This window comes from Phormidesmis priestleyi BC1401 (genome assembly GCF_001650195.1).
GTDB classification, from domain to species: domain Bacteria; phylum Cyanobacteriota; class Cyanobacteriia; order Leptolyngbyales; family Leptolyngbyaceae; genus Phormidesmis_A; species Phormidesmis_A priestleyi_B.
Window position 1 is genome coordinate 12,237 of record NZ_LXYR01000004.1, and the last position, 25,957, is coordinate 38,193.

General features: G+C 49.5%; 30 protein-coding genes and 1 pseudogene. 17 read left to right on the top strand and 14 right to left on the bottom strand.

Annotated elements, in window-relative coordinates; genetic code table 11:
- Positions 1 to 3 precede the first annotated feature (3 nt).
- Together hemF and A8707_RS30130 are read right to left on the bottom strand one after the other, a co-directional pair.
- Positions 4 to 1,056 (bottom strand): oxygen-dependent coproporphyrinogen oxidase, encoded by a 1,053-nt coding sequence (hemF, locus tag A8707_RS03395; RefSeq protein WP_068815133.1) that lies wholly within the window; start codon positions 1,054 to 1,056, stop codon positions 4 to 6.
- A gap of 54 nt (positions 1,057 to 1,110) precedes the next feature.
- On the bottom strand, positions 1,111 to 1,242 hold the full coding sequence (locus A8707_RS30130; RefSeq protein WP_269452657.1) for a hypothetical protein: 132 nt from the start codon (positions 1,240 to 1,242) through the stop codon (positions 1,111 to 1,113).
- A 257-nt stretch (positions 1,243 to 1,499) separates the two neighbouring features.
- Between A8707_RS30130 and A8707_RS03400 the strand changes: the two genes are divergently transcribed.
- The 6 genes and pseudogenes from A8707_RS03400 to purU all read left to right on the top strand — a co-directional run bounded on the left by A8707_RS03400 (position 1,500) and on the right by purU (position 6,311).
- Positions 1,500 to 2,018, top strand: coding sequence for a polyketide cyclase / dehydrase and lipid transport (locus A8707_RS03400; RefSeq protein ID WP_068815135.1), 519 nt, complete (start codon positions 1,500 to 1,502; stop codon positions 2,016 to 2,018).
- A gap of 93 nt (positions 2,019 to 2,111) precedes the next feature.
- A complete protein-coding gene (locus A8707_RS03405) occupies positions 2,112 to 3,182 on the top strand; it encodes an Mrp/NBP35 family ATP-binding protein (RefSeq protein WP_068815137.1) in 1,071 nt (356 codons plus the stop codon).
- Positions 3,183 to 3,198: 16 nt separating this feature from the next.
- Positions 3,199 to 4,476, top strand: a complete 1,278-nt coding sequence (gene rodA / locus A8707_RS03410; RefSeq protein ID WP_068815139.1) for a rod shape-determining protein RodA — start codon at positions 3,199 to 3,201, stop codon at positions 4,474 to 4,476.
- A 105-nt stretch (positions 4,477 to 4,581) separates the two neighbouring features.
- Positions 4,582 to 4,776: pseudogene (locus A8707_RS03415) on the top strand (NAD(P)H dehydrogenase subunit NdhS); the annotation flags it as partial.
- Positions 4,777 to 4,788: 12 nt separating this feature from the next.
- Positions 4,789 to 5,445, top strand: coding sequence for an HAS-barrel domain-containing protein (locus A8707_RS03420; RefSeq protein ID WP_068815143.1), 657 nt, complete (start codon positions 4,789 to 4,791; stop codon positions 5,443 to 5,445).
- 8 nt (positions 5,446 to 5,453) lie between these two features.
- Positions 5,454 to 6,311, top strand: a complete 858-nt coding sequence (gene purU, locus A8707_RS03425; RefSeq protein WP_331711668.1) for a formyltetrahydrofolate deformylase — start codon at positions 5,454 to 5,456, stop codon at positions 6,309 to 6,311.
- A gap of 182 nt (positions 6,312 to 6,493) precedes the next feature.
- Here purU and A8707_RS03430 read toward each other — a convergent pair whose 3' ends face one another.
- On the bottom strand, positions 6,494 to 6,892 hold the full coding sequence (locus A8707_RS03430; RefSeq protein WP_068815145.1) for a Na-translocating system protein MpsC family protein: 399 nt from the start codon (positions 6,890 to 6,892) through the stop codon (positions 6,494 to 6,496).
- 66 nt (positions 6,893 to 6,958) lie between these two features.
- On the opposite strand from A8707_RS03430, the gene A8707_RS03435 reads away from it, so the two are divergent.
- The 3 genes from A8707_RS03435 to A8707_RS03445 all read left to right on the top strand — a co-directional run bounded on the left by A8707_RS03435 (position 6,959) and on the right by A8707_RS03445 (position 9,090).
- The gene (locus tag A8707_RS03435; protein WP_331711669.1) at positions 6,959 to 7,246 is read left to right on the top strand and encodes a glutaredoxin family protein; all 288 of its coding nucleotides are present in this window, start codon (positions 6,959 to 6,961) and stop codon (positions 7,244 to 7,246) included.
- A gap of 45 nt (positions 7,247 to 7,291) precedes the next feature.
- Entirely contained in the window at positions 7,292 to 8,806 is a 1,515-nt protein-coding gene (locus A8707_RS03440; RefSeq protein ID WP_068815149.1) for a UDP-N-acetylmuramoyl-L-alanyl-D-glutamate--2,6-diaminopimelate ligase, read from the top strand.
- A gap of 92 nt (positions 8,807 to 8,898) precedes the next feature.
- A complete protein-coding gene (locus A8707_RS03445) occupies positions 8,899 to 9,090 on the top strand; it encodes a hypothetical protein (RefSeq protein WP_068815151.1) in 192 nt (63 codons plus the stop codon).
- On the opposite strand, the gene A8707_RS30830 is transcribed toward A8707_RS03445, so the two are convergent.
- From A8707_RS30830 to A8707_RS30840, 3 genes are all read right to left on the bottom strand, one after another.
- Positions 9,059 to 9,262: an IS1 family transposase gene (locus A8707_RS30830; RefSeq protein ID WP_082906206.1), complete on the bottom strand. Its 204-nt coding sequence runs from the start codon at positions 9,260 to 9,262 to the stop codon at positions 9,059 to 9,061. The two genes, A8707_RS03445 and A8707_RS30830, sit on opposite strands and share 32 nt — an antisense overlap.
- Positions 9,263 to 9,511: 249 nt before the next feature.
- Positions 9,512 to 9,607 carry a hypothetical protein gene (locus tag A8707_RS30835; protein ID WP_197484602.1) on the bottom strand — a complete coding sequence of 32 codons (96 nt, stop codon included), beginning with the start codon at positions 9,605 to 9,607 and terminating at the stop codon, positions 9,512 to 9,514.
- Between the two features lie 17 nt (positions 9,608 to 9,624).
- Complete coding sequence (locus A8707_RS30840) at positions 9,625 to 9,780, bottom strand: IS1/IS1595 family N-terminal zinc-binding domain-containing protein (protein WP_156518340.1); 156 nt, start codon at positions 9,778 to 9,780, stop codon at positions 9,625 to 9,627.
- Between the two features lie 326 nt (positions 9,781 to 10,106).
- On the opposite strand from A8707_RS30840, the gene A8707_RS03460 reads away from it, so the two are divergent.
- Positions 10,107 to 11,744, top strand: coding sequence for a PA14 domain-containing protein (locus tag A8707_RS03460; protein ID WP_068815153.1), 1,638 nt, complete (start codon positions 10,107 to 10,109; stop codon positions 11,742 to 11,744).
- Between the two features lie 240 nt (positions 11,745 to 11,984).
- On the opposite strand, the gene A8707_RS03465 is transcribed toward A8707_RS03460, so the two are convergent.
- The gene (locus A8707_RS03465; protein WP_068815156.1) at positions 11,985 to 12,236 is read right to left on the bottom strand and encodes a hypothetical protein; all 252 of its coding nucleotides are present in this window, start codon (positions 12,234 to 12,236) and stop codon (positions 11,985 to 11,987) included.
- Between the two features lie 94 nt (positions 12,237 to 12,330).
- On the opposite strand from A8707_RS03465, the gene A8707_RS03470 reads away from it, so the two are divergent.
- Both A8707_RS03470 and A8707_RS03475 read left to right on the top strand, forming a co-directional pair.
- On the top strand, positions 12,331 to 13,449 hold the full coding sequence (locus tag A8707_RS03470; protein WP_068815157.1) for a hypothetical protein: 1,119 nt from the start codon (positions 12,331 to 12,333) through the stop codon (positions 13,447 to 13,449).
- Positions 13,410 to 13,892, top strand: coding sequence for a tetratricopeptide repeat protein (locus A8707_RS03475; protein WP_068815158.1), 483 nt, complete (start codon positions 13,410 to 13,412; stop codon positions 13,890 to 13,892). The genes A8707_RS03470 and A8707_RS03475 overlap by 40 nt, the downstream gene beginning before the upstream one ends.
- A 22-nt stretch (positions 13,893 to 13,914) precedes the next feature.
- Here the strand turns inward: A8707_RS03475 and A8707_RS03480 are convergent, their stop codons facing one another.
- Both A8707_RS03480 and A8707_RS03485 read right to left on the bottom strand, forming a co-directional pair.
- Positions 13,915 to 15,441 (bottom strand): carotenoid oxygenase family protein, encoded by a 1,527-nt coding sequence (locus tag A8707_RS03480; RefSeq protein ID WP_068815160.1) that lies wholly within the window; start codon positions 15,439 to 15,441, stop codon positions 13,915 to 13,917.
- A gap of 98 nt (positions 15,442 to 15,539) precedes the next feature.
- On the bottom strand, positions 15,540 to 16,946 hold the full coding sequence (locus tag A8707_RS03485) for a folate/biopterin family MFS transporter (protein ID WP_068815162.1): 1,407 nt from the start codon (positions 16,944 to 16,946) through the stop codon (positions 15,540 to 15,542).
- 200 nt (positions 16,947 to 17,146) lie between these two features.
- On the opposite strand from A8707_RS03485, the gene A8707_RS03490 reads away from it, so the two are divergent.
- The gene (locus A8707_RS03490) at positions 17,147 to 17,329 is read left to right on the top strand and encodes a chlorophyll a/b-binding protein (protein ID WP_068815164.1); all 183 of its coding nucleotides are present in this window, start codon (positions 17,147 to 17,149) and stop codon (positions 17,327 to 17,329) included.
- A 183-nt stretch (positions 17,330 to 17,512) separates the two neighbouring features.
- On the opposite strand, the gene rpoD is transcribed toward A8707_RS03490, so the two are convergent.
- The 4 genes from rpoD to A8707_RS03515 all read right to left on the bottom strand — a co-directional run bounded on the left by rpoD (position 17,513) and on the right by A8707_RS03515 (position 22,313).
- Entirely contained in the window at positions 17,513 to 18,646 is a 1,134-nt protein-coding gene (rpoD, locus tag A8707_RS03495; RefSeq protein WP_068815166.1) for an RNA polymerase sigma factor RpoD, read from the bottom strand.
- Positions 18,647 to 19,459: 813 nt separating this feature from the next.
- Positions 19,460 to 20,155 carry a polysaccharide deacetylase family protein gene (locus tag A8707_RS03505; protein ID WP_068815168.1) on the bottom strand — a complete coding sequence of 232 codons (696 nt, stop codon included), beginning with the start codon at positions 20,153 to 20,155 and terminating at the stop codon, positions 19,460 to 19,462.
- A 174-nt stretch (positions 20,156 to 20,329) separates the two neighbouring features.
- Positions 20,330 to 21,043, bottom strand: a complete 714-nt coding sequence (gene queC, locus A8707_RS03510; RefSeq protein WP_068815170.1) for a 7-cyano-7-deazaguanine synthase QueC — start codon at positions 21,041 to 21,043, stop codon at positions 20,330 to 20,332.
- 16 nt (positions 21,044 to 21,059) lie between these two features.
- Positions 21,060 to 22,313: an FAD-dependent hydroxylase gene (locus A8707_RS03515; protein WP_068815171.1), complete on the bottom strand. Its 1,254-nt coding sequence runs from the start codon at positions 22,311 to 22,313 to the stop codon at positions 21,060 to 21,062.
- A gap of 123 nt (positions 22,314 to 22,436) precedes the next feature.
- Here A8707_RS03515 and A8707_RS03520 point away from each other — a divergent pair, with 123 nt between their 5' ends.
- Positions 22,437 to 23,234 (top strand): ion transporter, encoded by a 798-nt coding sequence (locus A8707_RS03520; RefSeq protein WP_068815172.1) that lies wholly within the window; start codon positions 22,437 to 22,439, stop codon positions 23,232 to 23,234.
- On the opposite strand, the gene cobS is transcribed toward A8707_RS03520, so the two are convergent.
- On the bottom strand, positions 23,211 to 23,972 hold the full coding sequence (cobS, locus tag A8707_RS03525; protein WP_068815173.1) for an adenosylcobinamide-GDP ribazoletransferase: 762 nt from the start codon (positions 23,970 to 23,972) through the stop codon (positions 23,211 to 23,213). The genes A8707_RS03520 and cobS overlap by 24 nt on opposite strands.
- A gap of 77 nt (positions 23,973 to 24,049) precedes the next feature.
- On the opposite strand from cobS, the gene A8707_RS03530 reads away from it, so the two are divergent.
- The 3 genes from A8707_RS03530 to A8707_RS03540 all read left to right on the top strand — a co-directional run bounded on the left by A8707_RS03530 (position 24,050) and on the right by A8707_RS03540 (position 25,940).
- Positions 24,050 to 24,553: a hypothetical protein gene (locus tag A8707_RS03530; RefSeq protein WP_231947915.1), complete on the top strand. Its 504-nt coding sequence runs from the start codon at positions 24,050 to 24,052 to the stop codon at positions 24,551 to 24,553.
- A gap of 72 nt (positions 24,554 to 24,625) precedes the next feature.
- Positions 24,626 to 25,735 carry a tRNA guanosine(34) transglycosylase Tgt gene (tgt, locus tag A8707_RS03535; RefSeq protein ID WP_082906208.1) on the top strand — a complete coding sequence of 370 codons (1,110 nt, stop codon included), beginning with the start codon at positions 24,626 to 24,628 and terminating at the stop codon, positions 25,733 to 25,735.
- 67 nt (positions 25,736 to 25,802) lie between these two features.
- Positions 25,803 to 25,940, top strand: coding sequence for a photosystem II reaction center protein K (locus A8707_RS03540; RefSeq protein ID WP_068815178.1), 138 nt, complete (start codon positions 25,803 to 25,805; stop codon positions 25,938 to 25,940).
- Positions 25,941 to 25,957: the final 17 nt, after the last annotated feature.

Genomic DNA, 25,957 nt, shown 5'->3' on the forward strand with positions numbered 1-25,957 from the left:
AGGTTATGCCTTGGGGTTTGCTGACCAGTTCGCCCAGTCTTGCGGCTTTAAGAAGGTGTCATAAAGTTCTGCTTCGGGGCTTCCCGGTTCAGGCTGAAAGCCATACTCCCAGCGAACTAGGGGCGGAAGAGACATCAAAATCGACTCGGTGCGTCCGTTGGTTTGCAAGCCGAAAATGGTGCCCCGATCGTACACCAGGTTAAATTCAACATAGCGCCCGCGTCGGTAGAGTTGGAAATTGCGCTGATGCTCGGTGTAGTCTAAGCCGTTGCGACGCTCAACGATCGGCACATAAGCCGGAAGAAAAGCATCGCCGCAGCCCTGCACAAAAGAGAACAAGTTCTCCCAGTTGCGCCCTTTAATCGCGCCCACTTCTTTGCTGTGGTTTGCCGCCTTGGTGTCGATTTGAGAACCCGGATAAGAAATCGGATAGAGAACGCCTTGACTATCTTGGTAGTCAAAGAAAATGCCACCGACTCCGCGCGTTTCTTGACGATGTTTGAGATAGAAATATTCATCACACCAGAGCTTAAACGCGGGGTAATATTCTGGGTGGTGAGCGTCACAGGCTTGCTTGAGCGTGTTGTGAAAGTGCGCGGCATCTTCGGCAAACGGATAGTAGGGCGTGAGGTCAATGCCGCCGCCAAACCACCAGACCGGACCTGCCTCAAAATAGCGATAGTTTAAGTGCACCGTCGGCACAAAGGGGTTGCGGGGATGCAGCACGATCGACGTTCCCGTTGCATAGAAGCTGTGTCCCGCCGCTTCAGGACGCTGCACCAAAATTGAGGGAGGCAAATCTTTCCCCCACACCTCAGAAAAGTTGACTCCGCCTTGCTCGAAGACGTTGCCTTCTTTCATCACCCGCGATCGACCACCGCCGCCTTCTGCCCGCTCCCAGCTATCTTGCTGAAAGGTGCCTTCGCCATCAACCTGTTCTAAGCCCTGGCAGATCTTATCTTGCAGAGTTTTGAACCATTGGCTGACGCGATCGCGCGAGTCGGAAGGGGGAAACGCCTGAGTGGTGGTGGCTTCAGAGGTGGAAAAAGCTGTCATAACTTGCGATCCCTGGAAAATTAAGTCAAATAGAGGTTGGCAACGTGTAGCACCTTATCCCCGCGTATTGAGAAGGCGATCGCGACGAAGCTGACGTTTATCTCGTCGATACAAGCGACTAACGCCTTGTGGCTCTCCCCAATCAGCAGACTTCTCTAGCCTATCGTGAATAGTGGCATCATCCAACCCTCCCAACCTCAGTGAGAACGGGCTTTTCCTAGAGAAAACGGAGTTTGCGCGACTGTTAATTTCTGTAAATTTGTGAAAAGCTCGTAGACTGACGAAAGATTTTCGACTTTATGCCTCAGATTTTAGACGATAACGATACAGATTAAACTTCTCATCGGTTAGAGAGTAAACAGAAGTCTTGAGGAGGATGTCGCTTTGATTGCTCATCCATCTAGGATAGAAACTCCCTGTTGAGTTGCAGGAGAACGATCGTCATGCTGAATTTCCCATTTATCCCGCTTAAATTTATTCATCGCAAACGGCGACGACTGCAATACACGCTGGCGAGAACCTATCAGACGATCAGCACTGCCTCGGTTGACGACTTGTGGAAGAAAATCATTGATTTAGCCGATGTGTCTTGGCATCCGCTGTTGTCAAGCACCAACGTGCCTCGCGGACTCGTGGCAAAACCGGGACTGATTTATGAAGCGATGACTCGGTTAGGTCCGTTTCCGATTCGGATTTTTGTCGAACGGGTTGATGATAAATCGCTTCTGAGCGTCCGCATTTTGGCACTACCAGGGATCGAAGAACGAGTCACCTATGAAATTAAATCATCTGTTTTAGGAACGTGTGTCTCCTATTCGGTGACGCTGCAAGGGTGGCTGTCTCCGTTGATTTGGTCGTTCACAAAGCCATACGCGGCGCGGGTTGCCTCGGAGTTGGCACAGGCAGTCGAGCACCCGATCGCTGAAGATTCTTCACCCGATCGCGGCTGTTTTGATTTCTAAGCAATCTCCCGAATCAGGGAGGACGACTCACCATAGCGGTAAGATCGAGATTGCTGCTAACGTCCGATCGCCGCTCCTAGTGTGGAGAACACAATGCTTGATACGCTGAATGCTAGTTCTGTTTTAGAAGTTCTTAAACCCGTTCAAGACCCCGAACTTCGCAAAAGCTTGGTGGAGTTGAATATGATTCGCAATGTCAAGATCGAGGATGGCAACGTCAGCTTTACCCTTGTGTTGACGACTCCTGCTTGCCCATTGCGTCAGTTTATTGTCGAAGATTGCGAACGGGCGATCAAAACTCTGCCAGGGGTCAACAAGATTGAGGTCGAAGTGACGGCTGAGACTCCGCAGCAAAAATCGCTGCCCGATCGCACCGGAATCGCCGGGGTTAAAAATATCGTCGCGGTTTCGAGCGGCAAAGGCGGAGTCGGAAAAAGTAGTGTTGCGGTGAATGTCGCGGTTGCCCTCGCTCAAGCAGGTGCAAAAGTTGGGTTAATCGACGCAGACATCTACGGTCCTAATGCGCCGACCATGTTGGGGTTAGAGGGCGTGGGTGTAACTGTGCGTCAAGGCGCTCAAGGTGAAATCATCGAACCCGCCTTTAATCACGGAGTCAAGCTTGTTTCGATGGGCTTTTTGATCGACAAAGATCAGCCTGTGATCTGGCGAGGTCCGATGCTAAACGGCGTGATTCGTCAATTTCTCTATCAGGTTGAGTGGGGCGAACTGGATTATCTGATTGTCGATATGCCTCCCGGCACCGGGGACGCTCAACTCACGATGGCTCAAGCCGTCCCGATGGCAGGTGTGGTGATTGTGACGACTCCTCAAACGGTCGCCTTGCTCGATTCGCGTCGCGGCTTAAAAATGTTTCAGCAACTCGGTGTGAAAGTGCTGGGCATTGTCGAGAACATGAGCTATTTCATTCCGCCGGATATGCCCGATCGCCACTATGACATTTTTGGCTCTGCGGGTGGCGAAAAAACCGCCAAGGAACTCAACGTCCCGCTTTTGGGCTGTGTGCCGTTAGAAATTCCGCTGCGAGAAGGGGGCGATAGCGGAGTGCCGATCGTGGCAGGCAATCCTGATTCTGCCTCGGCAAAGGCGCTCAGAGCGATCGCTGAGCAGATTGCTGCTAAAGTGTCAATTGCAGCGCTGACCTAGTTCTTTATCCTCGACTATGTTCCGAAAATCCGTTTTGCCCGCTCGCTTTAAGCATTGGTTGCAGCCCTGGCAGGCAGTTGACTGGTGGCTGTTTGCTGCCCCAGTTGCGCTCACTATTCTCGGCGGCATCATGATTCGCAGCGTCGAGCTAAATGCAGGCTGGGCAGACTGGTGGCGACACTGGATTACGGGCAGCGTCGGGCTGGTGCTTGCCTTGCTGATTGCTCGCTGGCGCTATGACCAACTGTTGCAGTGGAAGTGGATTATTTATGGCATCACCAATGCCTCGCTGTTGCTGGTGATGTTTGTCGGGCGAGAAGAGTTGGGGGCACAGCGTTGGATCAACATCTTCGGCTTTAACGTGCAGCCGTCTGAATTTGCCAAATTGGGCATGATCATCACGATCGCGGCTCTGCTTCATGAGCGATCGGCATCCACAATTCCGATGATGGTTAAAGTGTTGGTGATTGCCGCAGTGCCGTGGGTTCTTGTGTTTTTAGAACCAAACTTAGGGACTTCGCTCGTGTTTGGTTCGATTACGATCGGAATGCTTTACTGGGGCAATGCCAATCCAGGATGGCTGCTGCTGCTTGTCTCTCCGGTCATCTCGGCGATTTTGTTTAACGTGCTGCTGCCAATTTGGGGCATCGGCATTTTCATTATCGCTCTTTGGGTTGCCTTCATCGGCTGGACTGCTTGGAAAACGCTGCCCTGGAAAACATACGGAACGCTCGTTCCGGTGGTGATTAATCTGATCGCGGGTGGTTTGGGGCGAGTTCTCTGGCAATACGTGCTGAAGGACTACCAAAAACAGCGCATCACCATGTTTATGAACCCGGATCAAGATCCTCTGGGCGGCGGCTATCACCTGATTCAGTCACGCATTGCGATCGGGGCAGGTGAATTCTGGGGGCGAGGACTTTATAAAGGAACCCAAACTCAACTCAACTTTATTCCTGAGCAACACACCGATTTTATCTTTACCGCGATCGGGGAAGAACTCGGCTTTATTGGCTCGGTGGCAGTTTTGCTGACCTTTTTGCTAATTTGTTTCCGACTGCTGATCATTGCCCAAAACGCCAAAGATGATTTCGGCTCTTTATTGGCGATCGGAGTTTTCTCGATGATCGTCTTTCAGGTCGTCGTGAATGTGGGCATGACGATTAATTTGTCTCCGGTCACCGGAATCCCGCTTCCCTGGCTAAGTTTTGGCAATGCGGCACTGTTGATGAATTTTTTGGCGATCGGATTGGTCGAATCGGTGTCTAACTTCCGTCAACGACTAAAGTTTTAATCGATCATTGGTGAGTTTCGATTCATTCATCTCAGATCGCCAATGCTCAATCTTGAATGACTCCTAGTACACTACAGATAGCCGTTCTTTTGAGAAATGACTATGATTCTGCCAGGTTCAGCCGTCCGCGTGACCAACATCAACGATACTTATTACGGGTTTACAGGGTTAGTGCAAAGAGTGACCGATGGTAAAGCTGCCGTGCTGTTTGAGGGCGGCATCTGGGACAAGCTCGTCACCTTTCGGATGTCTGAAATCGTCGTTCTTGAACCGACCGCAGGCAAGAAAAAAGCCAAATAACCTTTTCCGTTTATGCGTCTTCCTCTGCCTCAGTTTGCGGCTCAAAACCGTCCGTCTAACTACATTGCAGAAGTCATTGAGACTTCAACTACCGAATTTTTGGCACAGTGTTTAGAGCCAGAGAACTTGAGTTTTCCGGTGATGCCGCCGTTTGGAAGCTGGGTCAAAGCCGTCGATGAAGAGTCAAAAAATCTCATCTACGCGGTCGTTTATCACGCGACTACTAGCCCGATCGACTCGGTTCATCGAGCCAGAGCGTTGGGGTTATCGCTCGAAGATTTGCGAGAGCAGCAGCCCCAAATCTTTGCCATGCTCAAAACTGAGTTTCGGGCGGCGATCGTCGGTTATCGTCCCAATCCTGAAAAGCGCAACGGGTCAGCCGCGTTCTATCAACATCTTCCGCCTCGTCCGCCTCAGATTCACCAAGCTGTTTATGGCTGTGATCCCGATGAGGTGATTGCCTTTAGCGAACAGCTAGACTTTTTGAGAACCCTGCTCGACGTGAATGGCGCACCCGTTGATGCGCTGACAGCCGCGACGATTCGCGAAGTCTATCAACTGCGAAAAGCCGATCGTCCCTGGCTGGTGCAAGCAGGACGCACCCTGAGTCTGTTGCTCAAAGATGACTACGATCGTCTCCGCATTATTCTCAGCCAGATTCACCTCTAGACCAAACTATGCTGGTTAGCCCGACTGCAACCCTCCTCATCTCTTGCCCCGATCAAAAGGGGCTGGTCGCCAAAATCGCGAACTTTGTCTACTCAAACGGGGGCAATATCATTCACGCTGATCAGCACACTGACTTTTTGGCTGGGTTGTTTCTCGCTCGCATTGAGTGGCAGTTAGACGGGTTTAATTTGCCTCGTGACGTAATCGAACCTGCCTTTAGAGCGATCGCGCAGCCCTTGAATGCAAAATGGCAGATTCACTTTTCTGATGCAGTGCCTCGCATTGCAATTTGGGTGAGTCGCCAAGATCACTGTTTGTTTGATTTGATTTGGCGACAGCAGGCAAAAGAATTTGCCGCCGAGATTCCGTTAATTATCAGCAATCACGAAAATTTGAGCGCGATCGCGACTCAATTTAATATCGACTTTCAACACATTCCGATTACAAAAGAAACAAAACTCAAACAGGAAGTGAAGCAGATCGAGCTTTTGCAGCAACACAAAATCGATCTAGTGGTGCTGGCAAAATATATGCAGGTGCTCAGTCCAGAATTTGTGGCTCAATTCCCCAATATTATCAATATCCATCACTCGTTTTTGCCTGCATTTGCGGGGGCAAACCCCTATCAGAGAGCCTATGAGCGGGGCGTTAAAATCATCGGAGCGACTGCTCACTATGTGACCGCAGACCTCGACGAAGGTCCGATTATTGAGCAAGATGTTGTGCAGGTCAGCCATCGAGATGATGTCAATGATCTAATTCGCAAAGGCAAAGATTTAGAGCGAGTGGTGCTGGCAAGAGCCGTCCGATCGCACCTGCAAAATCGCATCTTAGTCTATGGAAATCGCACTGTTGTGATTGGATAGCAGTCATCAGATCTGAAACCTGCTCACCTTTCTTTTTAAACTTAGTAGGTAGGCACAATTAAACTGAAGACCCTCATCCCCTAACCCCTTCTCCCGAAGGAGAAGAGGAACTAGATTCTGGCTCCCTCTCCTGCGGGAGAGGGCTGGGGTGAGTGAGGGCATCTCCGGCATTTTATGTTTACTTAAGTCTGTCTACTTTTAGGAACCGATTCGACATTCTGAACAGGAGGCACATCACCCAACACGACAATCATGCCAGACACGTCATAGGTGAGATCAGTGTCGCTGAGTAGAGTTTTGACCGCAGCGCCAGAGATCTCTTCGATTAACTCAATCAGGCGAGGTTTAAGGGCGGCATCTAAGTGCGATCGCATCTTCTTTGCAGACTCGACTCGATCGTTTGATAATAAAAGCTGCTCAGAGGGAGTCGTGACTTTTTCGAGGACGATCGCCAGTTTTTGATCAAAAAAATGACAGACTACTTTCTCCGGGCGCACTCCTAGCTGGTCTTTATAAATGGCTTGAATTTGCTGTGACAGCGATCGTTCAATTTGTCTGCTGGTTAGAGTAACCTCTGACATGATGAATCAGTGGGGTAAATATCCCCGGCTCTTTAAGGGTGAATATTCCAGGTTAGAAACGATCGAGTGGCGATTCCTCTATCAGAAGGTCAGGCATTGATGAAACTAATTCTCTACAGCAAGCCAGGATGCCATCTGTGTGAAGGGTTACAAGAAAAGTTAGAACAGATTCGTGCGGTGGCGATCGAGCTTGAAATCCGCGACATCACGACTCGCGGCGACTGGTTTCAGACCTATCAATATGAGATTCCGGTGCTTTATGTCGCGTCTCCTACGCCCCGACTCTTGCCTCGCCCTTCTCCTCGCGCTACAGTTCAACAATTAGAAAGCCTGTTACAGAAATTTGAGTCGTGAGCTTGATAAAAGCAGGCGCAGACTATTGAGGCAAGGAGTGAACGAATGCAGCTAAACGATTTGTTGTCAACGATTTCTGGCATTGAGCCGTTCGCCGATCATCCCGCTTTAAGCGCAGAGGTCAAAGGGTTGACAACAAACTCTCTCGCGTGTCAGCCAGGAGACTTATTTATCGGGATGCCCGGAACCCGTGTAGACGGGGGAGACTTTTGGCAAAGCGCGATCGCGGCAGGAGCAATTGCGGCGATCGTCTCTCCTCAAGCGGCTGCTAAAGCGAGGGCATTAATATCCAACTCTCAAACACCGCCCCTCGTGATTTCAGCAACGGATATGAGTCAGGCGTGTGCCGCGATCGCATCTGCGTTCTACGAATCTCCGGGTGAGAAACTCAGCTTGGTTGGCGTGACCGGAACCAATGGCAAAACCACGACGACTCACCTGATCGAGTTTTTGTTAGAAAAAAGTCAGCGACCCACCGCGCTATTTGGAACGCTCTACACTCGTTGGCAAGGCTTTCAGCAAGTCGCCCTTCACACTACGCCGTTTGCCATTGATTTACAGCGTCAACTTGCAGACGCGATCGCCGCAGGCGCTGAAGTGGGCGTAATGGAAGTCAGTTCTCATGCGTTGGCACAGGGTCGTGTGATGGGTTGTCCCTTTGAGGTGTCCGTGTTTACGAACTTGACGCAAGACCATCTAGACTTTCACAAAGACATGGAAGACTACTTTCAGGCAAAAGCGCTGTTGTTCAACGCCGATTATCTCAAAGGTCGAGCCATCATTAATCTGGATGATCCCTACGGACAGCAATTAATTCAGCAACTCAACCCGCAACAGGTGTGGAGCTACAGCACGCAGCAAAAAGCAGATTTATGGACGAGTGATCTAATCTATGGTGCAGACAATGTGAGCGGAATGCTGCACACTCCACAAGGAGACATGGCATTTCGATCGCCGCTCGTCGGGCAGTTTAATTTAGCAAATATGCTGGCAGCGATCGGAGCAGGATTGCATTTAGGATTAAACTTAAAGTCAATGGTCAATGCGCTCCCAGAATTTACAGGAGTGCCCGGACGCATGGAGCAAGTGCAGGTCAAGCCCGACCAAGACATCAGCGTGATCGTAGACTATGCCCACACGCCCGATAGTTTAGAGAATATGCTCAAAGCGGCAAGACCCTTTATTCTGGGGCAGATGATCTGTGTGTTTGGGTGTGGTGGCGATCGCGATCGTACAAAGCGTCCCAAGATGGGCAACATTGCTGCGACGTTGGCAGATCAAGTTATCGTCACCTCCGACAATCCTCGAACTGAAGACCCAGCCCAAATTTTAGCGGATGTCGTTGAGGGAATACACGATTCTGTACAGGCTCTTGTGTTGAGCGATCGAGCCACCGCCATTCGCACTGCAATTTTGCAAGCCAAACCTGGAGACGGAGTGCTAATCGTGGGCAAAGGGCACGAAGATTATCAGATTTTGGGCACCGAGAAGATTCACTTTGACGATCGAGAGCAAGCCAGAGCCGCCTTGACCGAACGATTTGCTAAATGGCAGGTATGAATTTTGAGTAAAGTTTGGGTCTAGACTCGACTAATTATTTAATCCTGCGTCATTCCAGTTATGGCGACTGCTTAAAAATTGAGGAGAAAGACATGATGCGCGGGATTAAACCGGGACTATTGTTGGCGATCGTGATGCTGGCTATTTCAGGTTCAAGCAAGCCAGGATTAAGCAGAGACAAGACCGATGCCCAAGCTCTTTTCGTCGCTGAAGTTGCCTTTCAATACGCCGCGGTGAATCGTTCTGGTGCCGTCATTTTAGACCAAGCGCTATCTCTAGATTAGGCATCACGATCGATTTAGAAAAACAAATCGTTTTGCGAGCCAATCGCTTAATCCGCGTTCGCAACGTTAAATGGTTTCGCTCAATCTTCTGAGTGGTGCGTTTTCCAGCCGTGTGAAATACAGGTGGGATGTGTCGTTCTGTAGCTCCCCAACCATCGCTGTAGAATTGCATAATTCCGAATGGCTCCAACAGCGCTTTAACGCAATCAACGCTTCGTTCTGATGGTCTACTAATCCATCCGTCAATACTTCACCCATAGCATGGTCCACTGTCCACCCCAACCAGCGTTGTTGATCCTTTGAACGCAGGAAGCTCCACAGTTCATCCACTTCTGCTTCCACCTCTGGATCATCTGCAAGACAAAGCCGGAGACGGTGTGCGTTGGTTCTAGCTCTGTTAATACCGCTGCATTCACCGACTCTAACGCTGAACCTTTTTTGAGGTTTCCATCACGGCACGCGTGCTGAAGATTAGCACGCGTGCCGTATCTCGGATACCACTTCCTTTAATCGCCATCTCATTGGTTTGTTGCTTTACCTCCGGTGAGTAGGCAGTGTCACTGCTCGGATAAATGTGCTTCGGTTGCAGTCGGACTTCTGGCACCGATAGCGCAGCTTCCCTGCCGCCGTGCCGTGTTTGATCACATCAATGCCATCGCACTTCGGGCAGTGAACTGGCTCTAAAACCACACGGTTAACCGAATGAGTTAGGGCAACCCTTTACCTCAGCAGATTTTTTAAGCAATAACAACACGTCTGGAACATGACCAAATTTTGCATCCTTAGCGAAATAAAAGCTCATTTTAATCTTTTGATTTTGTACTATACCCTAATTATACATAACGCATCGAATTTTTTGTGTATAATCAGGGCGTAACTTTGGACTCGCAGAAGTGGCTCAGAGTTGTGCTGCACAAAACACAGAGCCGTCTGTGTCGTTCTTGTTGGCTACTTCTCCTGTGCCTATTCTTGACTGAGTTTTGACGGGATCGCTTCTGTAAACTTGCCCCTTTTTTATGCCCACTGAACTTTCGACAGCGTTCCAAGCTCAATACTTTCAGGGAAAAACCCTTGACCCCGGTAGCCTTCTGCTGAGCAGAAACGATCAGTTCATCAACTTCAACTGGGGATCGCGTTCCCCTGACGCGAAGGTAGCAAACGATAATTTCTCTGCCCGATGGACTGGGCAGATCCAAGCCACGACGACAGGTAGCTATACCTTCACTACCACCTCTGACGATGGCGTAAGGTTGTGGGTCAATGGTCAGCAGTTGGTCAATAACTGGACAGATCACGCGGGCACAGACAATAGCGGCACGATCGTTCTTCAGGCAGGGCAGAAGTACAACGTGAAGATGGAGTACTACGAGAGCGGTGGGGATGCTATCTCCACTCTCCGGTGGACGCGCCCTGATGGGGTGACTGATTTCGTTCCTGCTGCTGCTTCTACTCCTGCCGCTGCCGTTGCCACTGAACTTTCGACAGCGTTCCAAGCTCAATACTTTCAGGGAAAAACCCTTGACCCTGGTAGCCTTCTGCTGAGCAGAAACGATCAGTTCATCAACTTCAACTGGGGATCGCGTTCCCCTGACGCGAAGGTAGCAAACGATAATTTCTCTGCCCGATGGACTGGGCAGATCCAAGCCACGACGACAGGTAGCTATACCTTCACTACCACCTCTGATGATGGCGTAAGGCTTTGGGTCAATGGTCAGCAGTTGGTCAATAACTGGACAGATCACGCGGGCACAGACAATAGCGGCACGATCGTTCTTCAGGCAGGGCAGAAGTACAACGTGAAGATGGAGTACTACGAGAGCGGTGGGGATGCTATCTCCACTCTCCGGTGGACGCGTCCTGATGGGGTGACTGATTTCGTTCCTGCTGCTGCTATTGGTGGAATTCAGACTCCGCCTGTTCCTACTATCCCAGTTGACTTAGCTCCTTACGATTCCATCCCCAACAGCCCGAACGAGGCCTATCCTGATGGAGTTCCTAGCTATTACTCCTGGTATAACTCGGCGGCTCAACCGGCTTGGGGCAACAAACCGCGCACTGACTGGAATGCGGTCACGGCTTGGGGGCAACTTTACGCTGCCAAGGGATTCCGCCCTGAGCAAGCCCCCAATACCCGCGTTCAACTCCGCAATGACCAATTGTGGATTCTCAGTAAGTCCACTATGCAGTGGACACAGACTCAGCTTTCTGGCATTCAAGGCGGGGCGTTCAACTCTGACTTCGGTAACAACGTTGTAACTGGGGTCACCACTAAAGATGAATCCAGTAACGGCGGCGGTATCAGCGTTATAGCCGGGAACGGATTTAACTTCCACTTCTGGCCGGGACAACGTGCGACGATGAACCCTACCGATATTGCTGGGGTGTACTCAGTCTTCCAGGGTCGGCTGATCCTGGACAACGCGAACGGTTCAGACGATCGTCCTCAAGCCCGCTACATCGCGAGTGGTGGGGCTGACTACTGGCGCTCTGTGGACGCTCCTTTTGCGTCTGACTGGAGCAACAATGGCGGCGTTGGCGGTGGAAAGTTTAAGTTCGTGACCAACGATTGGCAGAGCTACAGCTTCACGACGTTAACGCCTGAGCAATTGCTAGGCAACCCGCCGCCGATTTCCGGTGTGCGGTTGACTGCGTAGATTGATCGTTTTGTGCTCCCCCTGTTAGCTAGACTGGCAGGGGGAGCCTTAGTTTAATTGCTTGCGCTGGATACCCTATGCTCCACTGTTTAACGAATCAACCTTAGTATCTCGACTGCTTCAACAAGCGATATTCGGCAGAGCTGACTCGGTTGCTGATCCCGATCGTAGTTCAAGCTAAGTCAGCAGGAAAGATTGAACTTCCGTTTCCTGATCGTGTCTTAGACGTGTTGTTGAGGTCTAGATCATGAGTCCAAACGCCACTCGATTGATAAATAGTCCAATGACCCTGTAGCATCGCACGAAGTTCCACAGTTCATCCACTTCTGCTTCCACCTCTGGATCATCTGCAAGACAAAGCCGGAGATGGTGTGCTAATCGCGGGCAAAGGGCACGACGATCATCAGATTTTGGGCACTGAAAAGATCTACTTTGACGATTGAGAACAAGCCAGAGCCGCATCAACAGGGCGGCTTGCTCAATAGTATCCACAAAGCTTGAGTAAATCTTGATATCTAGCCTGAACCTATCGCTTGATTTTGCGTCATCCCAATTATGACGGCACGTTCAACTTGAGGAAAGAGACATGGCGCTAGGGATCAGACGAGGCACATTGTTAGCGATCGTGATGCTGGCTATTTCAGGTTCAAGCAAGCCAGGATTTAGCCAAGAAAAGACCGATGCCCAAGCTCCTTTCGTCGCCGAAATTGCCTTTCAATACGCCGCAGTGAATCGTTCTGGGGCTGCAAAAGTTTTAGACCAAGCGCTATCTCTCACCGAAGGAATGCAAAACGATTGTTATAAAGCTGCGCCTTTGATGCGAGTTGCAAACGGTTATATCCTGGCAGGTCAGTCCGAAAAAGGTCAACAACTTCTCACGAGAGCATTCCAAATTGCTCATGCTCAAACGATCGCCAACTGCGCCCTCAGCGCGACTTCACCAGAAGAATCATTGCTCAACAGAGCGGTTGACTATGCGGAAGCGGGTTACTACGATTTTGCGCTGCAAATTACCCAGAGAGGTGATAATTGGTTTACCCCGATCGCGATGGTGAGAATCGCTAAATCTTATAAAGACGATCAAAAGCCCGATCGAGCCAAGCAGATTATAGACAAAGCGCTCACGGTTGCTCAACGCAATCCAGATCTCCGAAGTCGTCGGCAAACTTTGATGGCAATTGCCTTTGCACTCCAAAGCACAGGACAATCAGAATTTTTGTCTTCAGCAACCAAGCAAGTTCTCGACAGCATCCGCACCAATCCAAAAACCCAATCAGAAGATACGGCTTGGAATGTTACACAAACGCTTCAAATAACAGACTTGCTCATTGTGAATGGACAAAAACCGCAAGCGATCGCGCTGTTCAATCAAGTTCTACCTGAAATTCGAGCGCTCCGATCAACCCAGTTTCCAGCAGAGAAAGTCTATTTGTTAAGCCAAGCCGCAATTCAATATGCAGCCGTGGGACAAGCTAGCCAAGCCAAGGCGATTTTAGCGACTGCACAATCAACAGCACAGGCATTAAAACCGTCTCCATTTCTCAATAATGCGTTTGCACAAGTCGCGTCGGATATGTCAAAAACGGACAGCTTCAGACCGCCCGTGAGTTGGCAAATCGAATTAAAACGCGGGTTGATCGTGAGCAAGTCTTTCAAGCGATCGCGATGCACTACGTTGAGTCTGGGGATGTCGATCAGGCAGTGAAATTAGCTCGATCGCTCTCAACGGCAAAAAACTTGATCCTAACTGAAATAGTCAGATATTACCTAGCAAACAAGCAATATGACCAAGCGCTGAAAATTGCCCAACGAGAGGACGTTCAAGGTGTTTTGCCTGACGTTGCGCTTGCTTACGCTGAGGCAGGAAAACCAGAGCAGGCACTGAGAGTTGCAAAGTCTGTAAAACCGCTTTCCAATAATCCTGCTTATTTAGACTGGTTGATGCCTGCCTTCGCTCGATCGTTTGCTCAACAAGGACAGTTTGAGCAAGCGCTACAAGTTGCCCAAGCAACGCAAAACAAGCAATACAAGAGTCAAGCGTTGACTGCGATCGCTGCTCAATACATCGCAAAAGACCGGGTTGCAAATCGATCGAAAGCAACCGAAATTCTAGATCAAGCCCTTAAGGTTGCTCTGTCGATCAAGTAGCAAAATCCCGTCTTCGCTCAATCTACGACTCAAAGTAATGCGGTGTAAAGCTACCATGCAGCCCATAAGGGACGTGATGTTTTAGATGGAGACGAGCGATCGCGCCTTTCTCTAAATCTTTGGCATCTAGAATGACAACATCGGTGCGATCGTGCTCACTGTCATACACCATCGTAAACAGCCAGCCATCGTCTTCATCGCCTTCAACTTTGGTGTAGAGTCCTGACTCACTCGCCGCACGAGGCACAAACACAGGTTCGCCTACATAGCCATTGGGTGCATCGCTCCAAATCTGACGATCGCCCGACTCGACATCGACCTTTAAAATCGCCTGAAGCGGAGCATTTCCTTCGAGGGTGTGAGCGGCTCCCACGTAGATATAGCGATGCTTTCGCCCCGCCAACGCAGGATGAATAAAGGGAAACTCACAGCAGCGAGGCTCAATTAACTGACGCTCGATCGCCTTCGTCTCTAGATTTATGCGAAACCGCCATAACTGACCAGGGGTGAGAGCATTAAAATCAGTTTCGCGATAGTCAGCGCCCGATTCGACAGAGGGCAAATTCTCGTAGCAAATCGAGTCCATCACAATCTCGCCGTCTTGCTCATACGCGTTGGCATGGTGAAAGACAAATCCCGACTGAGTTTCGAGAATGATCGGCTTGGGGCGGGACGCAGCATCACGAGGAATCACAATCACACGCGTTGGCTTGTCGGGCTGAAACTTGATGCATTCACCGGGCGATCGGGTTCCCATCAAAAACGGCACTGGGTTAAATGCGACGGGATTCTGAAAAAAGATGCAATAGTTGGGCGTAATCGCGAAGTCGTGAATGAAAGCAAACCCCGGCACCGGATGGTTGTGCTGACGGACAATCTTTCCTGCCAAATCTAACTCGTAGATATTGATCGTAAAAGACAATCCTGCTTTGATCGAGAAGTTGACTAAACACGGCGCACCGCCATCAAACTGAGAAGCCGGATCAATCCAAGGATGGGCTGCAAACGGGGCACCAGGCTGCAAGGCTCCGTCAAAATATTCTTGCCCTAATGTCTCTAACGTTCGTGGGTCGAGGCGATGAGGCTCCGCCGCTTCCCAAAGGGCAAGTAGCTTTCCACCCCAGTAAAGGATTTGGGTATTTGCAATATTTTTAATTTTGGTATCAAAAGCGTTTGCTAGCCAGCCTCCCGACTTTTGCGTCCCAAACACGCCTCGATAGAGAATGCGTCCCGCTTTCTGTTCTGCAACATATCCTTCAGTGCGGACAAAGCGATTGCGAAAATGTGCCCGTCCATCTTTAATGGCGATCGCGCACACCATTCCATCTCCATCAAACGGATGTTGAATTCGCTGTCCGTTTATATCCAAAAGTCCTGGTCCATTCCGAAATAGAGTGCCGCTTAATTCTGGTGGAATTTGTCCTTCTACTTCATCAATCCAGTAATCATATTCTTGATTGAGAGAGCGATATCCTTTTTGCCACTCCTGCGTGTTGTAGGGCGTAATTGGAACCGTAGACGCGTGTTCACCAAGCTGAAAACTTTGCATAACTACTTGTGATTCAGAGCGTTAATTTTTGGCTGTCTACTGTGAGTTGAAAGTGTTAAACAGACGTACTGTTTCTTTAAGTCACAAAATTGAACAGATTAAGTGTCTGCTACATCTGTAACTAAGTCTGGTAAAAGCCCCAAAGGTTTAGCAGTCGAATCAGTCTCTACAGTCAGGATTGAAGACTTCTGTTCTGGAAGTGCTTCGGAGGCTCCAGGTAGCCAGCCCAGAAAGATGAGAGGCAGCAGTGTGCTGAGGTTTGTGATTAGTACGAGTAGCCACAATTTATCAAAATTGGTTTCGTTCACTCCTAGCAAATGAGTCAACACTGCCCCAGATTCGTAAGATACTAACCCAGCCAAGTTGACAACTGACATCAGCAGTGCAAATAACGTCGCTTCGACTCCGGGTGGACAAAGCCGTGCAGCCAATACCAAAACGGGCATGAACGCGATTTGACCCATCACGGTTAGCACTAAACTGTCACCTAAGCTGAACCAGCGATCGTCGATTCCGATCGCTCGATTGGCGTGAGTAACCAGCAGCAACATCGTCATGCCCAAAGCAGACGAGAGCACGATCGACCATCCACAAATCACCCGAAACGGCACGGTTTTGAGAAATCTTTGATAGATCCAGATGCCGACCAGCGCTGCAACGCTAGTTACAAGCCGCACTCGCCCTAGAAACTCAGGCTCAAACCCCAGTTCATTGGTCGAGAAGTAGAAAAAAGCAGATTCTGCCGTGGGCGTTGCTTGCCAAAGGAACAAAAAAGCGGTGGGCATCCAGATCGCTTTTTGGGTAATGGCTTGCTTTAATTGCCCCATCTGAGTTCGCACGATCGACCAGTCCGACTTTTCGGTCACTGGAGATTCGGCAATCAGCCACGCCACCGCAGACATAATCAACGGAAAGAATGCCGTAATTTCAAATACTGTCCGAGTATCAAATTTTGTCAGCAGCCAGCCACTGAGATAGGCTGTCACCAATCCGCCGACCGCAGACGCGCCCCAGCAGAGAGCTTGCAGTGATCCTGCCCCACTGACAGATTCTGACCGCGCCCGCTCTACCACCAGCGAATCGACAATGACATCGCTGACCGCAATCGACAGAGAACCCAGCGCGATCGTCAGGGTTGCTGCCCAAGGGCTGTGCACGATCGTAGCCAACATGACCCAGGACAACGCACCTAAGACTCCTGCAAGAACCAGATAAGGTCGTCGCCGATAGCCGAAGATCGGCAACCCATCAGAAATGAAGCCAAATAGCGGCTTAATCATCCAGGGCAGTGCCACGATTCCCAGCAGAGCAGATACCTCCGCCGGACTCAGCCCTAACTCATCCTTCAAGAAAAAGCTAACGGCTAACCGTGCCAATCCTAAAACTCCTTGTACAAAGTAGACCAGCAAGATTGCAATCAACTCTGCCGAAGGTTTTTGACCGAAAAACACTTTCTCAGTCAGCGATTCTTTAAACTTTGACAAACCAGACGGGGAAACAATCATTGATAATTTTTAACAAATATCAATCAATAGTTCCCATCATAGCCCCATATTTCTGGCGTAGGGTTTAGTTTCGGTACCAAAAGTCCGGTCTCATAAACTTTGCTTATAAAGAAGAAAGATTTTGTCCCACTTAATACTTTGACATTAAACGTAATATTAGGTTACATTGTGAACAGCTAATGCACTCCAGAGTACCCACCATGCAAGACACAAAAAAAATAACGACTCCTGTCGCTTCTGAAGACCGCAACGCTTGGAAGTTTGGTTTTACTCCTCAAGCCGAGCTATGGAATGGTCGCTTTGCCATGATTGGGTTTGTTGCTGCACTCGCGACCGAATATTTTTCTGGTGAAGGCACACTGCGCTTCTTAGGTCTACTGTAATTGCTGCTTCTTAAGTTTTGGTTAACCTTGAAAGCTAATCTGGCGGGCACCTCACTAGGTGTCCGTACTTTTGTCGTTCCTGATTGAAGGCAACTATAAAAAGACTCAGAGTTTTACCTCTGAGCCTCTTCAAATCTATCTTAGGAGCATGTTGTCTACGCTCCACCTGTCAAATAATTTGGATCACCGAATGTATTCTTTCAAAACGCTGTTGCGGTTAGGATGACGCAGTTTACGAAGCGCCTTTGCTTCGATCTGACGAATCCTTTCACGAGTAACGTTAAAGATTTGTCCAATCTCTTCCAAGGTTTTCATTCGACCATCATCTAAGCCATAGCGCAGTCTTAACACATCTTTCTCGCGAGGGCTGAGGGTAGCTAAAACGCCTTCGAGGTCTTCCCTAAGAAGGTTTTTGGAGACTTGATCTTCAGGGGTTTCGCCGTCTGACTCAATAAAGTCACCTAAACGGGAATCTTCTTCCTTTCCGATCGGGGTCTCTAACGAAATCGGTAATTGAGCGGACTTTGCGATAAAGCGTAGCTTCTCGATCGTCATCTCCATCCGAGTAGCAATCTCTTCTTCTGTAGGTTTGCGACCCATTTCCTGAGAGAGCAGTTTGGTAGTCTTTTTAATCCGAGAAATGGTCTCGTATAAGTGAACCGGAAGGCGAATCGTGCGTGATTGGTCAGCGATCGCTCTAGTGATTGCCTGACGAATCCACCAGGTCGCATAGGTCGAGAACTTATAGCCTTTTTCGTGGTCAAACTTTTCTGCTGCACGAATCAACCCTAAGCTGCCTTCCTGAATCAGGTCTTGAAAGGAAAGACCCCGGTTCATATATTTTTTGGCGATCGACACAACAAGACGCAGATTAGACTGCACCATCTTGTCTTTTGCACGACGACCCAAATGTAAGCGGTGTCGGAACGCCGTTAGCGGCATATTAACTTCGCTTGCCCACTCTTTGTCTTGAGGCTCACGGCTCAACTTTTCTGTCAGCCTGACTCGAATGCGCTCTAGCTCTAGCAGGTCTGCGATTTTACGCGCTAGCTCAATTTCTTCATCGGCTCTCAGCAGACGGATTCGACCAATTTCTTGCAGATACAAACGAATCGAGTCTTCGGTGTAGTGCTTTTTCTTGGCTTGTGCTCGACGGCGGGCAGCACGAGCCTTGCCTGTTTTGGTAGTGTCATCATCTGCCGGAGAGTCCGGTTCGTCTTGGTCATCATCGTCATAAAGCTCGACTTCAGTGTCAAGGGGTTCATCAGAGGGGGTACCAAGACTGAGTGCTTCGAGTACGTTGTTGGTCTGGGTCATACCGTGTTCCTCATGCTCCTTAAAGTGGTGAAAGCGAAAAAATTTAGGCACCGGAGAACGGTAGATCGTTCAATCTGGTTACAGATGAAGCCAGGGGCTTTTTGCCATTAGTAAACGCGCCCTTTCTAGAGATGACTCTCTAATTTAAAAGAGGCGTTAGTGACCATGCGAAGTTCAAAGCACGCTGCATCCGTGCGAAAGCAACACTGGGTAGAGATACCAACGCACAGGTCATTATTGCTGAATGTTTTAATGTCTTCCCGATTGTAGCTTTTCTCACAAAAGTTGCACCCTTTTTATCTGCTTTAATCTGCGAAGTTAGGAAAAGAAGACGAAATTTGGTCTGCTCATATATCTTTTGGCAACTAAAGCAGTCGGGAACTTTCATCACTGGGGGCAGCGTCAGCACTGTTTAGCAGTTGACACAAAGGTCTGAACTGAACGGTTGCTTCTGAAAGTCAGACGCGGAGATGACTGAGACTAGCTAGTGCTAAATCTCGTTCAACTACCACATCCAAATTGCACTTGAATATCAGACGGTTTGCTACATCTCTGTATTGCTACGTTAGCCCAAATTTAAAGACTTAGCTCTAAGCTATATATTAAGTTAGATGATCTTTTTAATCATTTAGGGTTAACAAGGTCGAATTATGGGGCGTTCTTTAGAGTGGTTTCAGTCGAGACGACTGAACCAAGACCACTACAAGTTAAGGCTTTTGAAAGCTGTAAGCCACCACTGTTTCTCCTGCGATGAGGCTATCAAGATTTGACAGTCTCAAGCTTTGATCTACCCAGAGCTTAGGATTAGTCAACTCATGAGATAGATGATCGTCGGTCAATCCTCACAGTTGCCCATAGCTGATTGACGGTCACAAATTCGTATCCTCGATCGAGCAGTGCAGGAACTAATCGATCGACCGTTTCCGCAACATCTCGTCCGCCATAGCATCCATCGTGCAAGACGATAATTGAGCCATTTTGAACCTGGTCTAAGACTCGTTGCACCACGATCGCAGCGCCGGGGTGCACCCAGTCTTCTGGAATTACGCTCCACATGACTGGACGGTAACCCCATTGATTCAATAAGCGCAATGTTTGGGGTGTAAACAGCCCGTTGGGAGGGCGAACATCGATCAATGTTGGAGATGAACGTTGACAGGCGGTTGCGATCGCGTCTTTGGTTCGCTCTAAGTCTTGCTTGAGTTGGGTGGGAGACAGAGTAGCAAATGAGCGGTGATCGTAGCCGTGCAATCCAATCCAATATCCTTTTTGGTGAATGGCTTGCGCGAGGGCAGGCGATCGGTCAACGCAAATGCCTAGCCAGAAGAAACTAGCGGGAATCTGATAGCGATCGAGCACATTCAACAAGGAGGACGTGTAGGGAGGATAAGGTCCGTCATCAAAGGTGAGGGCAATTTTGGGAGCCTTTTGATCTCCTGTCCACAAGCAATTAGGAAAGCTCGGTTTGAGAATGCGATGGATGAGCGGATAGAGCGGAGCAAGTTGCATAGAGCAGGGAACTTAGACCTCGAACCTAGCTTAATGGGTCTACGGGGATATTGTGTTTCACATCCCTACAGATCATCTATTTATAAGCGCAGAGAGAATCATCAACGTAGTCAGCTTTGTTAACAAATTGCTCGATTTTTACTCACCCAATTGCTTTACAGCTTGAGCAATCTCTTAACAACTCCGCTCAGAGCGTTCTGATTTGTAAAAAGCTTGTCCTGTTGGAGTCGCTAAGGCTGGGCAACCTGCATCCATTAGGGCGCGATCGCGAATCCGACACGAGTCACAAACTCCGCAAGGGGTCTCGCCGCCTTGATAGCATGACCAAGTGAGTTCTATCGGCACTCCTAACTGCAATGCCCGACGGACGATATCGACTTTTGAGTCTGTTACTAAAGGCGCGACTAATTTTGGGGCTTTTCCTTCCAATCCTACTTTTGAAGAGAGGGTTGCTAGGTGCTGAAAAGCGTCTAGATAGTCGGGGCGACAGTCGGGGTAGCCCGAATAGTCAATGGCGTTGATGCCCAAATAAATAGCGTTTGCGCCTTTTGCCTCTGCGAGAGAAAGCGCGATCGCGATAAATACCGTGTTTCGCCCCGGTACATACGTGATGGGAATGCCTCCAGACTGAGTGCCATCGGTAGGGACATCTAACGCTTGGTCGGTTAGAGCAGAACCGCCCCACTGTGCCAGATTTACCTCCATCACAAAATGGTCTTGAATCTTCAAATAGGCGGCGACGTGCTTGGCGGCAGTTAACTCTCGATCGTGCCGTTGTCCGTAGTTTAATGACAGCGCAATTATGTCAAAACCATCTGCGATCGCTTGGGCGGCTGACGTTGCAGAATCTAATCCACCAGAGAGGAGGACGACGGCTTTAGGTTTCATGATCTTTTTTTAGCGATTAGGGATGAAAAGAGGCTTGTTTCTGAGCGAGTTTAGGAACGCGCCCGGTTAAGCCCGTCATCAGTCTGAGAGCAAATGATTTGGCAGGCAACACGGTTTGCAGAACCCACAGACCCAGACGACGGACTAATACGATCGGAAAAACATTATTTGAGAAGGTGCGATCGAGAAGGTCTGTGAAGCCCAGAATAATCAGGTTCTCCCACTTGCGCCAGCGTTCGTAGCGTTTTAGGACTTTGAGCGTGGCAATATCTTCGCCTTGCTGATGGGCAGTTTGCAGAACCTGCGCCAGAGCTGCTGCATCTCGAATGCCCATATTGATGCCCTGTCCGCCAACGGGATGGCAACAGTGAGCCGCATCGCCGATCAGCGCCAGTCGAGGCAACACATAGCGAGTGCTGTGCATCAACCGCACTGGAAACACGTAGCGATCGCCCTCTAGTGCCAACTTGCCCATGTGATCGCCATAGCGCTGAGTGAGTTCTTTGAGAAACTGATCGTCGTCTAGAGCTACGATCGCGTCCGCCTCAGCGCGGGGAGCCGTCCAGACAATTCGACATCGATCGCCCGTCAACGGCAAAATGGCAAACGGACCGCTTGACCAAAATCGCTCGTAGGCGGTGTGATTGTGAGATTTCTCAGGTTTGATGGTCGCCACTACGCAAGACTGCCAATATTGCCAGCCGTGAGTGCGAATTTTGGCTTGTTGACGAAGCGGCGATCGTGCACCATCGGCAGCGACGACTAATCGAGTCCAAATTTGTTTGGCTTCTCCATCTGCCACTATTTCTAGCGTTGCCCCGTCGGGTTGAATGTCAGTTTTCACCACTGTTGCAGGACATAGCCAAGTAACATGAGAACTTTGCCGCAGAGACTCTTGAAGGGCGGCGATCAAAACTTGATGCTCGGCAACATATCCCAACGTTTGGGCACCTAAATCTTGAGGCACAAACTGCACCACATTCGGGCAATCGGCATCTGAGAGGTGAATCTTTGTATAGGTTTCAAGCTGAGGGCGAATCTGATTCCAAATGCCAATGCCGTTAAAGATGCGACTAGAGAGAGGAGAAATATTGTAGGCTTGCCCTCTGGCAGTTGCGATCGATCGGGCTTCAGCTTCAATCAACACGACTGTTAAGCCTGAATCTTTTAACGCACAGGCAAGAGTTGCCCCTACGACACCGCCCCCCACGATCGCCAAATCATAGTCATAGAGTCGGGAACTCATTCTGGGTGTCGTCTCTCTGGTCATTTTGAGAATCGGATATGAAACTTTACATCTATTGTGACGCGAATGATGGAGCCTATCAAGCAATCAGAGGATTGAATTTTGGTGAGCTGCGATAAGGTATTCAAGAACTGGCATCCAAAATCTATGTCTTTGCGAGAAAAGATTGCGTTCTATTTAGAAGATATTGAGTCTCCGTTAGGGAGAGGAATTAATCTTTTTATCACAGGATTAGTTCTAGTTTCCTCGGCAATTTTTGTAGTGGAAACTTACAGAATCCCAGTCTCTCTGAGGCAGCAGCTAAATGTCTTAGAGGACGGAATTCTTGTCATTTTTGTGATCGAGTATTTGCTGCGATTTTGGGTTGCAGAACAAAGAATAAAATATCTTTTGGGTCTTTACTCGATCGTAGACTTGCTGGCGATCGTGCCCTTTCTGCTAGGCTCTACAAACATCGGGTTTCTGAGAATATTTCGCTGGTTTCGCATTCTCCGTCTAATTCGTTTCGTCGAGGGTGGCACCATTTTTGGTTATATCAGCAGCGAAGATAGCGTTATTCTTACCCGAATATTTTTCACTCTCTTCTCAATTATTTTTGTTTATTCAGGCTTGATCTATCAGGTTGAACATCCGCTCAATTCTCAAGAGTTTGGCACATTTTTGGATGCGGTTTATTTCTCGGTTTCTACGATTACGACGGCTGGGCTGGGAGACATCACCCCAAACTCACAAATGGGTCGTCTGTTAACCGTCTTGATGCTGCTCACGGGAGTGGTTTTGATTCCGTGGCAGTTGGGAGATTTGATCAAACGGCTGGTTAAAACGGCTGACCAGGTTCAGATTAGTTGTCCAGCGTGTGGGCTGTCGTCTCATGACTCAAATGCCCAATTTTGTAAGGTCTGCGGTGCTTCGCTGCACCCACTACCGGAAAGTCACCGTCAGTAAACAGAGAAACAGAGCTTCTGTCCATTCGACGATCGCGCCGTAAGTATCTCCAGTTTGTCCGCCCAGCTTGCGATTAAACCAGGCTCCGGTGAGAATTGCGATCGCCAGTCCTCCCACGATCGCGACTGCTGCGCGAAGTGGGCGATCGTGCCAAAAAAATACACTTACTACAACCAACAGCAACAGAGTCGGAAACGCCTCCCAGAGAGATTGAATCGCAGCTTTGTGAAATGCCCCTTTGCCCGTGGGTTTGAGATAAGGGAATCGAGCGATCGCCACGAGTTGTCCCCAGCGCCCCCAACTGGCGGCTGCCATCAATAGAAAGGCTCGATCGATCGGTAGCTCACTCAAAGCAGCCGTTTTGAGCAGCAATAAGACAACTGCTGCCATTGCGCCAAATGCCCCGGTTGCGCTGTCAACCATAACTTGTAGACGACGAGTTGGGTCGGTCACGGCTAATCCATCGGCGCTATCCATCGCGCCATCGAGGTGCAAGCCTCCAGTGATGGCGACCCAAGCGGCGACTACGATCGCGCTGCGAGTTAGCGTCGGCATTCCTGCCCAATGCAGTCCCCAATCCAAAAGTCCTAAAAGTCCCCCGATTAACAAGCCGATGAGCGGGGCGATCCGGGCGATGCCGCGAAACTCTAAAGTCCAGGCAGTTGGCACCGGAATACAAGTGTAGAAGGCAACTCCTGCGGTGATTTGCTGAAGGAACCGCTTGATAACTGACCCCATTTTTCACCTCTGCTACTTCATAGAATTTAAACTCTTCACACTCTGTTTAAAGTTGCATATCGGTTTTTCCAGCCATAATGACTATAGAGAGTTCTCAAGTCAGGGTCAGCAAAACCAAGGGCTTTCCAGCTATGAGTCATGACCAATCTTCCCGCAATACAGGGCTTCCAGCCCCCTGCATCATCGACACAGGCACGATCGTTGACAAACGAGACATGCACCGTCTGCTGACAGACCTGAATCGAGTTCGCTACATTCACACCCAAGATGGCGCGATCACGACCCAGGGAGAAGGGTGTCTCTTAGAGGTTTTTGCCGACGCTGAGAGAGCGACCTTGATTGCTAATCATGCGCTCTATATCAATGTCCGCAGCTTTGATTATCTGGAGTTAAGCCAGTCACCAGAGCAGGAGACTTATTTTGATTTGATTCAAGATAGCCGTCAACTGAGGTTGATTCCGCTCTCTAACCCGTTGCAGAATCCAGGTCGAAGCATCAACGCGGCTGCACTAGAGGCGATGGTTGCCGAAGTGCTTTCTGCAAATTGGGATGTGCAAATTGACGAAGATGACGCATTCTAAAGCGATCGTAGGTTCTATCGTGCTGCCTCCCTTTAGAATAGAAACTCTGTCGATCGTGAGATTCAGTCCGTTTTGAGTAATTTTTCTTTTCAGTGTCAAGCTCGTTGCAGTCACACCCACGCACGAGCCGGAATCTTCTCGACCCCTCACGGAATCGTTGAAACGCCCCGATTTATGCCTGTGGGCACTTTGGCGAACGTCAAAACCGTGACTCCTGCTCAGTTAAAAGAGACGGGAGCGCAGATGGTGCTATCAAATACCTATCATCTTCACCTGCAACCCGGAGAAGACATCGTCAAACGGGCAGGAGGCTTGCATCGCTTTATGGGTTGGTCGGGTCCAATGTTGACCGATTCGGGCGGGTTTCAGGTGTTTAGCTTGAGCGAGATGCGATCGATTACCGATGAGGGGGTGACGTTTCGGTCTCCTCGCGATGGGCAGATGATTCACCTGACCCCAGAGCGAGCGATTCAGATTCAAAATGCTTTGGGGGCAGATGTGATCATGGCGTTTGATGAATGTCCGCCGCCAGGCGTGGGACGTGATGCGGTTGAAAAAGCGACCGATCGCACCTACGATTGGTTGAAGCGCTGCATTCAGGCACACGGACGATTAGATCAGGCGCTGTTCGGAATCGTGCAAGGCGGCGAATATTTAGATCTTCGAGCCGAAGCGGTGCGAATGTTGGTCGACTTAGAGTTACCGGGCTATGCGATCGGAGGAGTCAGCGTTGGGGAAGCGCCCGAAGTTATCGACCAAGTGGTGCAGGCAACAGCTCCTCTTTTGCCGCAAGACAAACCGCGCTATTTGATGGGCGTTGGCACCTATCGAGAAATGGTGAGAGCGATCGCGGCTGGAATTGATCTATTTGATTGTGTGATTCCAACTCGGCTGGCGCGTCATGGCTCTGCTTTAGTGGGCGGCGATCGCTGGAATGTCAAAAACGCTAGATTTAGAGAAGACTTTACGCCGCTTGATTCGTCTTGCTCGTGCTACACCTGCCAAAATTTCACTCGTGCTTATTTGAGTCACTTACTCCGCGCCCAAGAGCTTTTAGCTTATACCTTGCTCTCGATTCACAACATTACAGAATTGGTGGGCTTTACCCAACGAATTCGAGCCGCAATCTTTAAAGGGACGTTTGAAGCAGAATTTGCTCGTTGGTTAGCGCCAACCTCATGATTTTAAGACCCCTGATCATGTTACAGTGGGTGTCAATTATGAATTCTGTGTTGGAGACAAACGATTCATGGAAGCAGCCCTGCTCTTGGCAAAACTGCCCGAAGCTTACGCCATTTTTGATCCCCTGGTGAATGTTTTGCCTGTAATTCCCGTTTTCTTTTTGCTGCTGGCTTTCGTTTGGCAAGCAGCCGTCGGTTTTAGATAGTTCTATATCAAACGAAA

What these genes read in the sequence shown, in the direction of transcription:
- A8707_RS03515 (WP_068815171.1), bottom strand. Translation starts at nt 22,313, where the DNA reads ATGACCAGAGAGACGACACCCAGAATGAGTTCCCGACTCTATGACTAT.
- A8707_RS03460 (WP_068815153.1), top strand. Translation starts at nt 10,107, where the DNA reads ATGCCCACTGAACTTTCGACAGCGTTCCAAGCTCAATACTTTCAGGGA.
- A8707_RS03505 (WP_068815168.1), bottom strand. Translation starts at nt 20,155, where the DNA reads ATGCAACTTGCTCCGCTCTATCCGCTCATCCATCGCATTCTCAAACCG.
- A8707_RS03490 (WP_068815164.1), top strand. Translation starts at nt 17,147, where the DNA reads ATGCAAGACACAAAAAAAATAACGACTCCTGTCGCTTCTGAAGACCGC.
- A8707_RS03540 (WP_068815178.1), top strand. Translation starts at nt 25,803, where the DNA reads ATGGAAGCAGCCCTGCTCTTGGCAAAACTGCCCGAAGCTTACGCCATT.
- A8707_RS03445 (WP_068815151.1), top strand. Translation starts at nt 8,899, where the DNA reads ATGATGCGCGGGATTAAACCGGGACTATTGTTGGCGATCGTGATGCTG.
- A8707_RS03440 (WP_068815149.1), top strand. Translation starts at nt 7,292, where the DNA reads ATGCAGCTAAACGATTTGTTGTCAACGATTTCTGGCATTGAGCCGTTC.
- A8707_RS03430 (WP_068815145.1), bottom strand. Translation starts at nt 6,892, where the DNA reads ATGTCAGAGGTTACTCTAACCAGCAGACAAATTGAACGATCGCTGTCA.
- A8707_RS03420 (WP_068815143.1), top strand. Translation starts at nt 4,789, where the DNA reads ATGCGTCTTCCTCTGCCTCAGTTTGCGGCTCAAAACCGTCCGTCTAAC.
- purU (WP_331711668.1), top strand. Translation starts at nt 5,454, where the DNA reads ATGCTGGTTAGCCCGACTGCAACCCTCCTCATCTCTTGCCCCGATCAA.
- A8707_RS03485 (WP_068815162.1), bottom strand. Translation starts at nt 16,946, where the DNA reads ATGATTGTTTCCCCGTCTGGTTTGTCAAAGTTTAAAGAATCGCTGACT.
- hemF (WP_068815133.1), bottom strand. Translation starts at nt 1,056, where the DNA reads ATGACAGCTTTTTCCACCTCTGAAGCCACCACCACTCAGGCGTTTCCC.
- A8707_RS03400 (WP_068815135.1), top strand. Translation starts at nt 1,500, where the DNA reads ATGCTGAATTTCCCATTTATCCCGCTTAAATTTATTCATCGCAAACGG.
- A8707_RS03405 (WP_068815137.1), top strand. Translation starts at nt 2,112, where the DNA reads ATGCTTGATACGCTGAATGCTAGTTCTGTTTTAGAAGTTCTTAAACCC.
- rpoD (WP_068815166.1), bottom strand. Translation starts at nt 18,646, where the DNA reads ATGACCCAGACCAACAACGTACTCGAAGCACTCAGTCTTGGTACCCCC.
- A8707_RS03475 (WP_068815158.1), top strand. Translation starts at nt 13,410, where the DNA reads ATGCACTACGTTGAGTCTGGGGATGTCGATCAGGCAGTGAAATTAGCT.
- rodA (WP_068815139.1), top strand. Translation starts at nt 3,199, where the DNA reads ATGTTCCGAAAATCCGTTTTGCCCGCTCGCTTTAAGCATTGGTTGCAG.
- A8707_RS03470 (WP_068815157.1), top strand. Translation starts at nt 12,331, where the DNA reads ATGGCGCTAGGGATCAGACGAGGCACATTGTTAGCGATCGTGATGCTG.
- queC (WP_068815170.1), bottom strand. Translation starts at nt 21,043, where the DNA reads ATGAAACCTAAAGCCGTCGTCCTCCTCTCTGGTGGATTAGATTCTGCA.
- A8707_RS30835 (WP_197484602.1), bottom strand. Translation starts at nt 9,607, where the DNA reads ATGGCGATTAAAGGAAGTGGTATCCGAGATACGGCACGCGTGCTAATC.
- A8707_RS30830 (WP_082906206.1), bottom strand. Translation starts at nt 9,262, where the DNA reads ATGCAATTCTACAGCGATGGTTGGGGAGCTACAGAACGACACATCCCA.
- A8707_RS03520 (WP_068815172.1), top strand. Translation starts at nt 22,437, where the DNA reads ATGTCTTTGCGAGAAAAGATTGCGTTCTATTTAGAAGATATTGAGTCT.
- A8707_RS03480 (WP_068815160.1), bottom strand. Translation starts at nt 15,441, where the DNA reads ATGCAAAGTTTTCAGCTTGGTGAACACGCGTCTACGGTTCCAATTACG.
- A8707_RS03530 (WP_231947915.1), top strand. Translation starts at nt 24,050, where the DNA reads ATGACTATAGAGAGTTCTCAAGTCAGGGTCAGCAAAACCAAGGGCTTT.
- cobS (WP_068815173.1), bottom strand. Translation starts at nt 23,972, where the DNA reads ATGGGGTCAGTTATCAAGCGGTTCCTTCAGCAAATCACCGCAGGAGTT.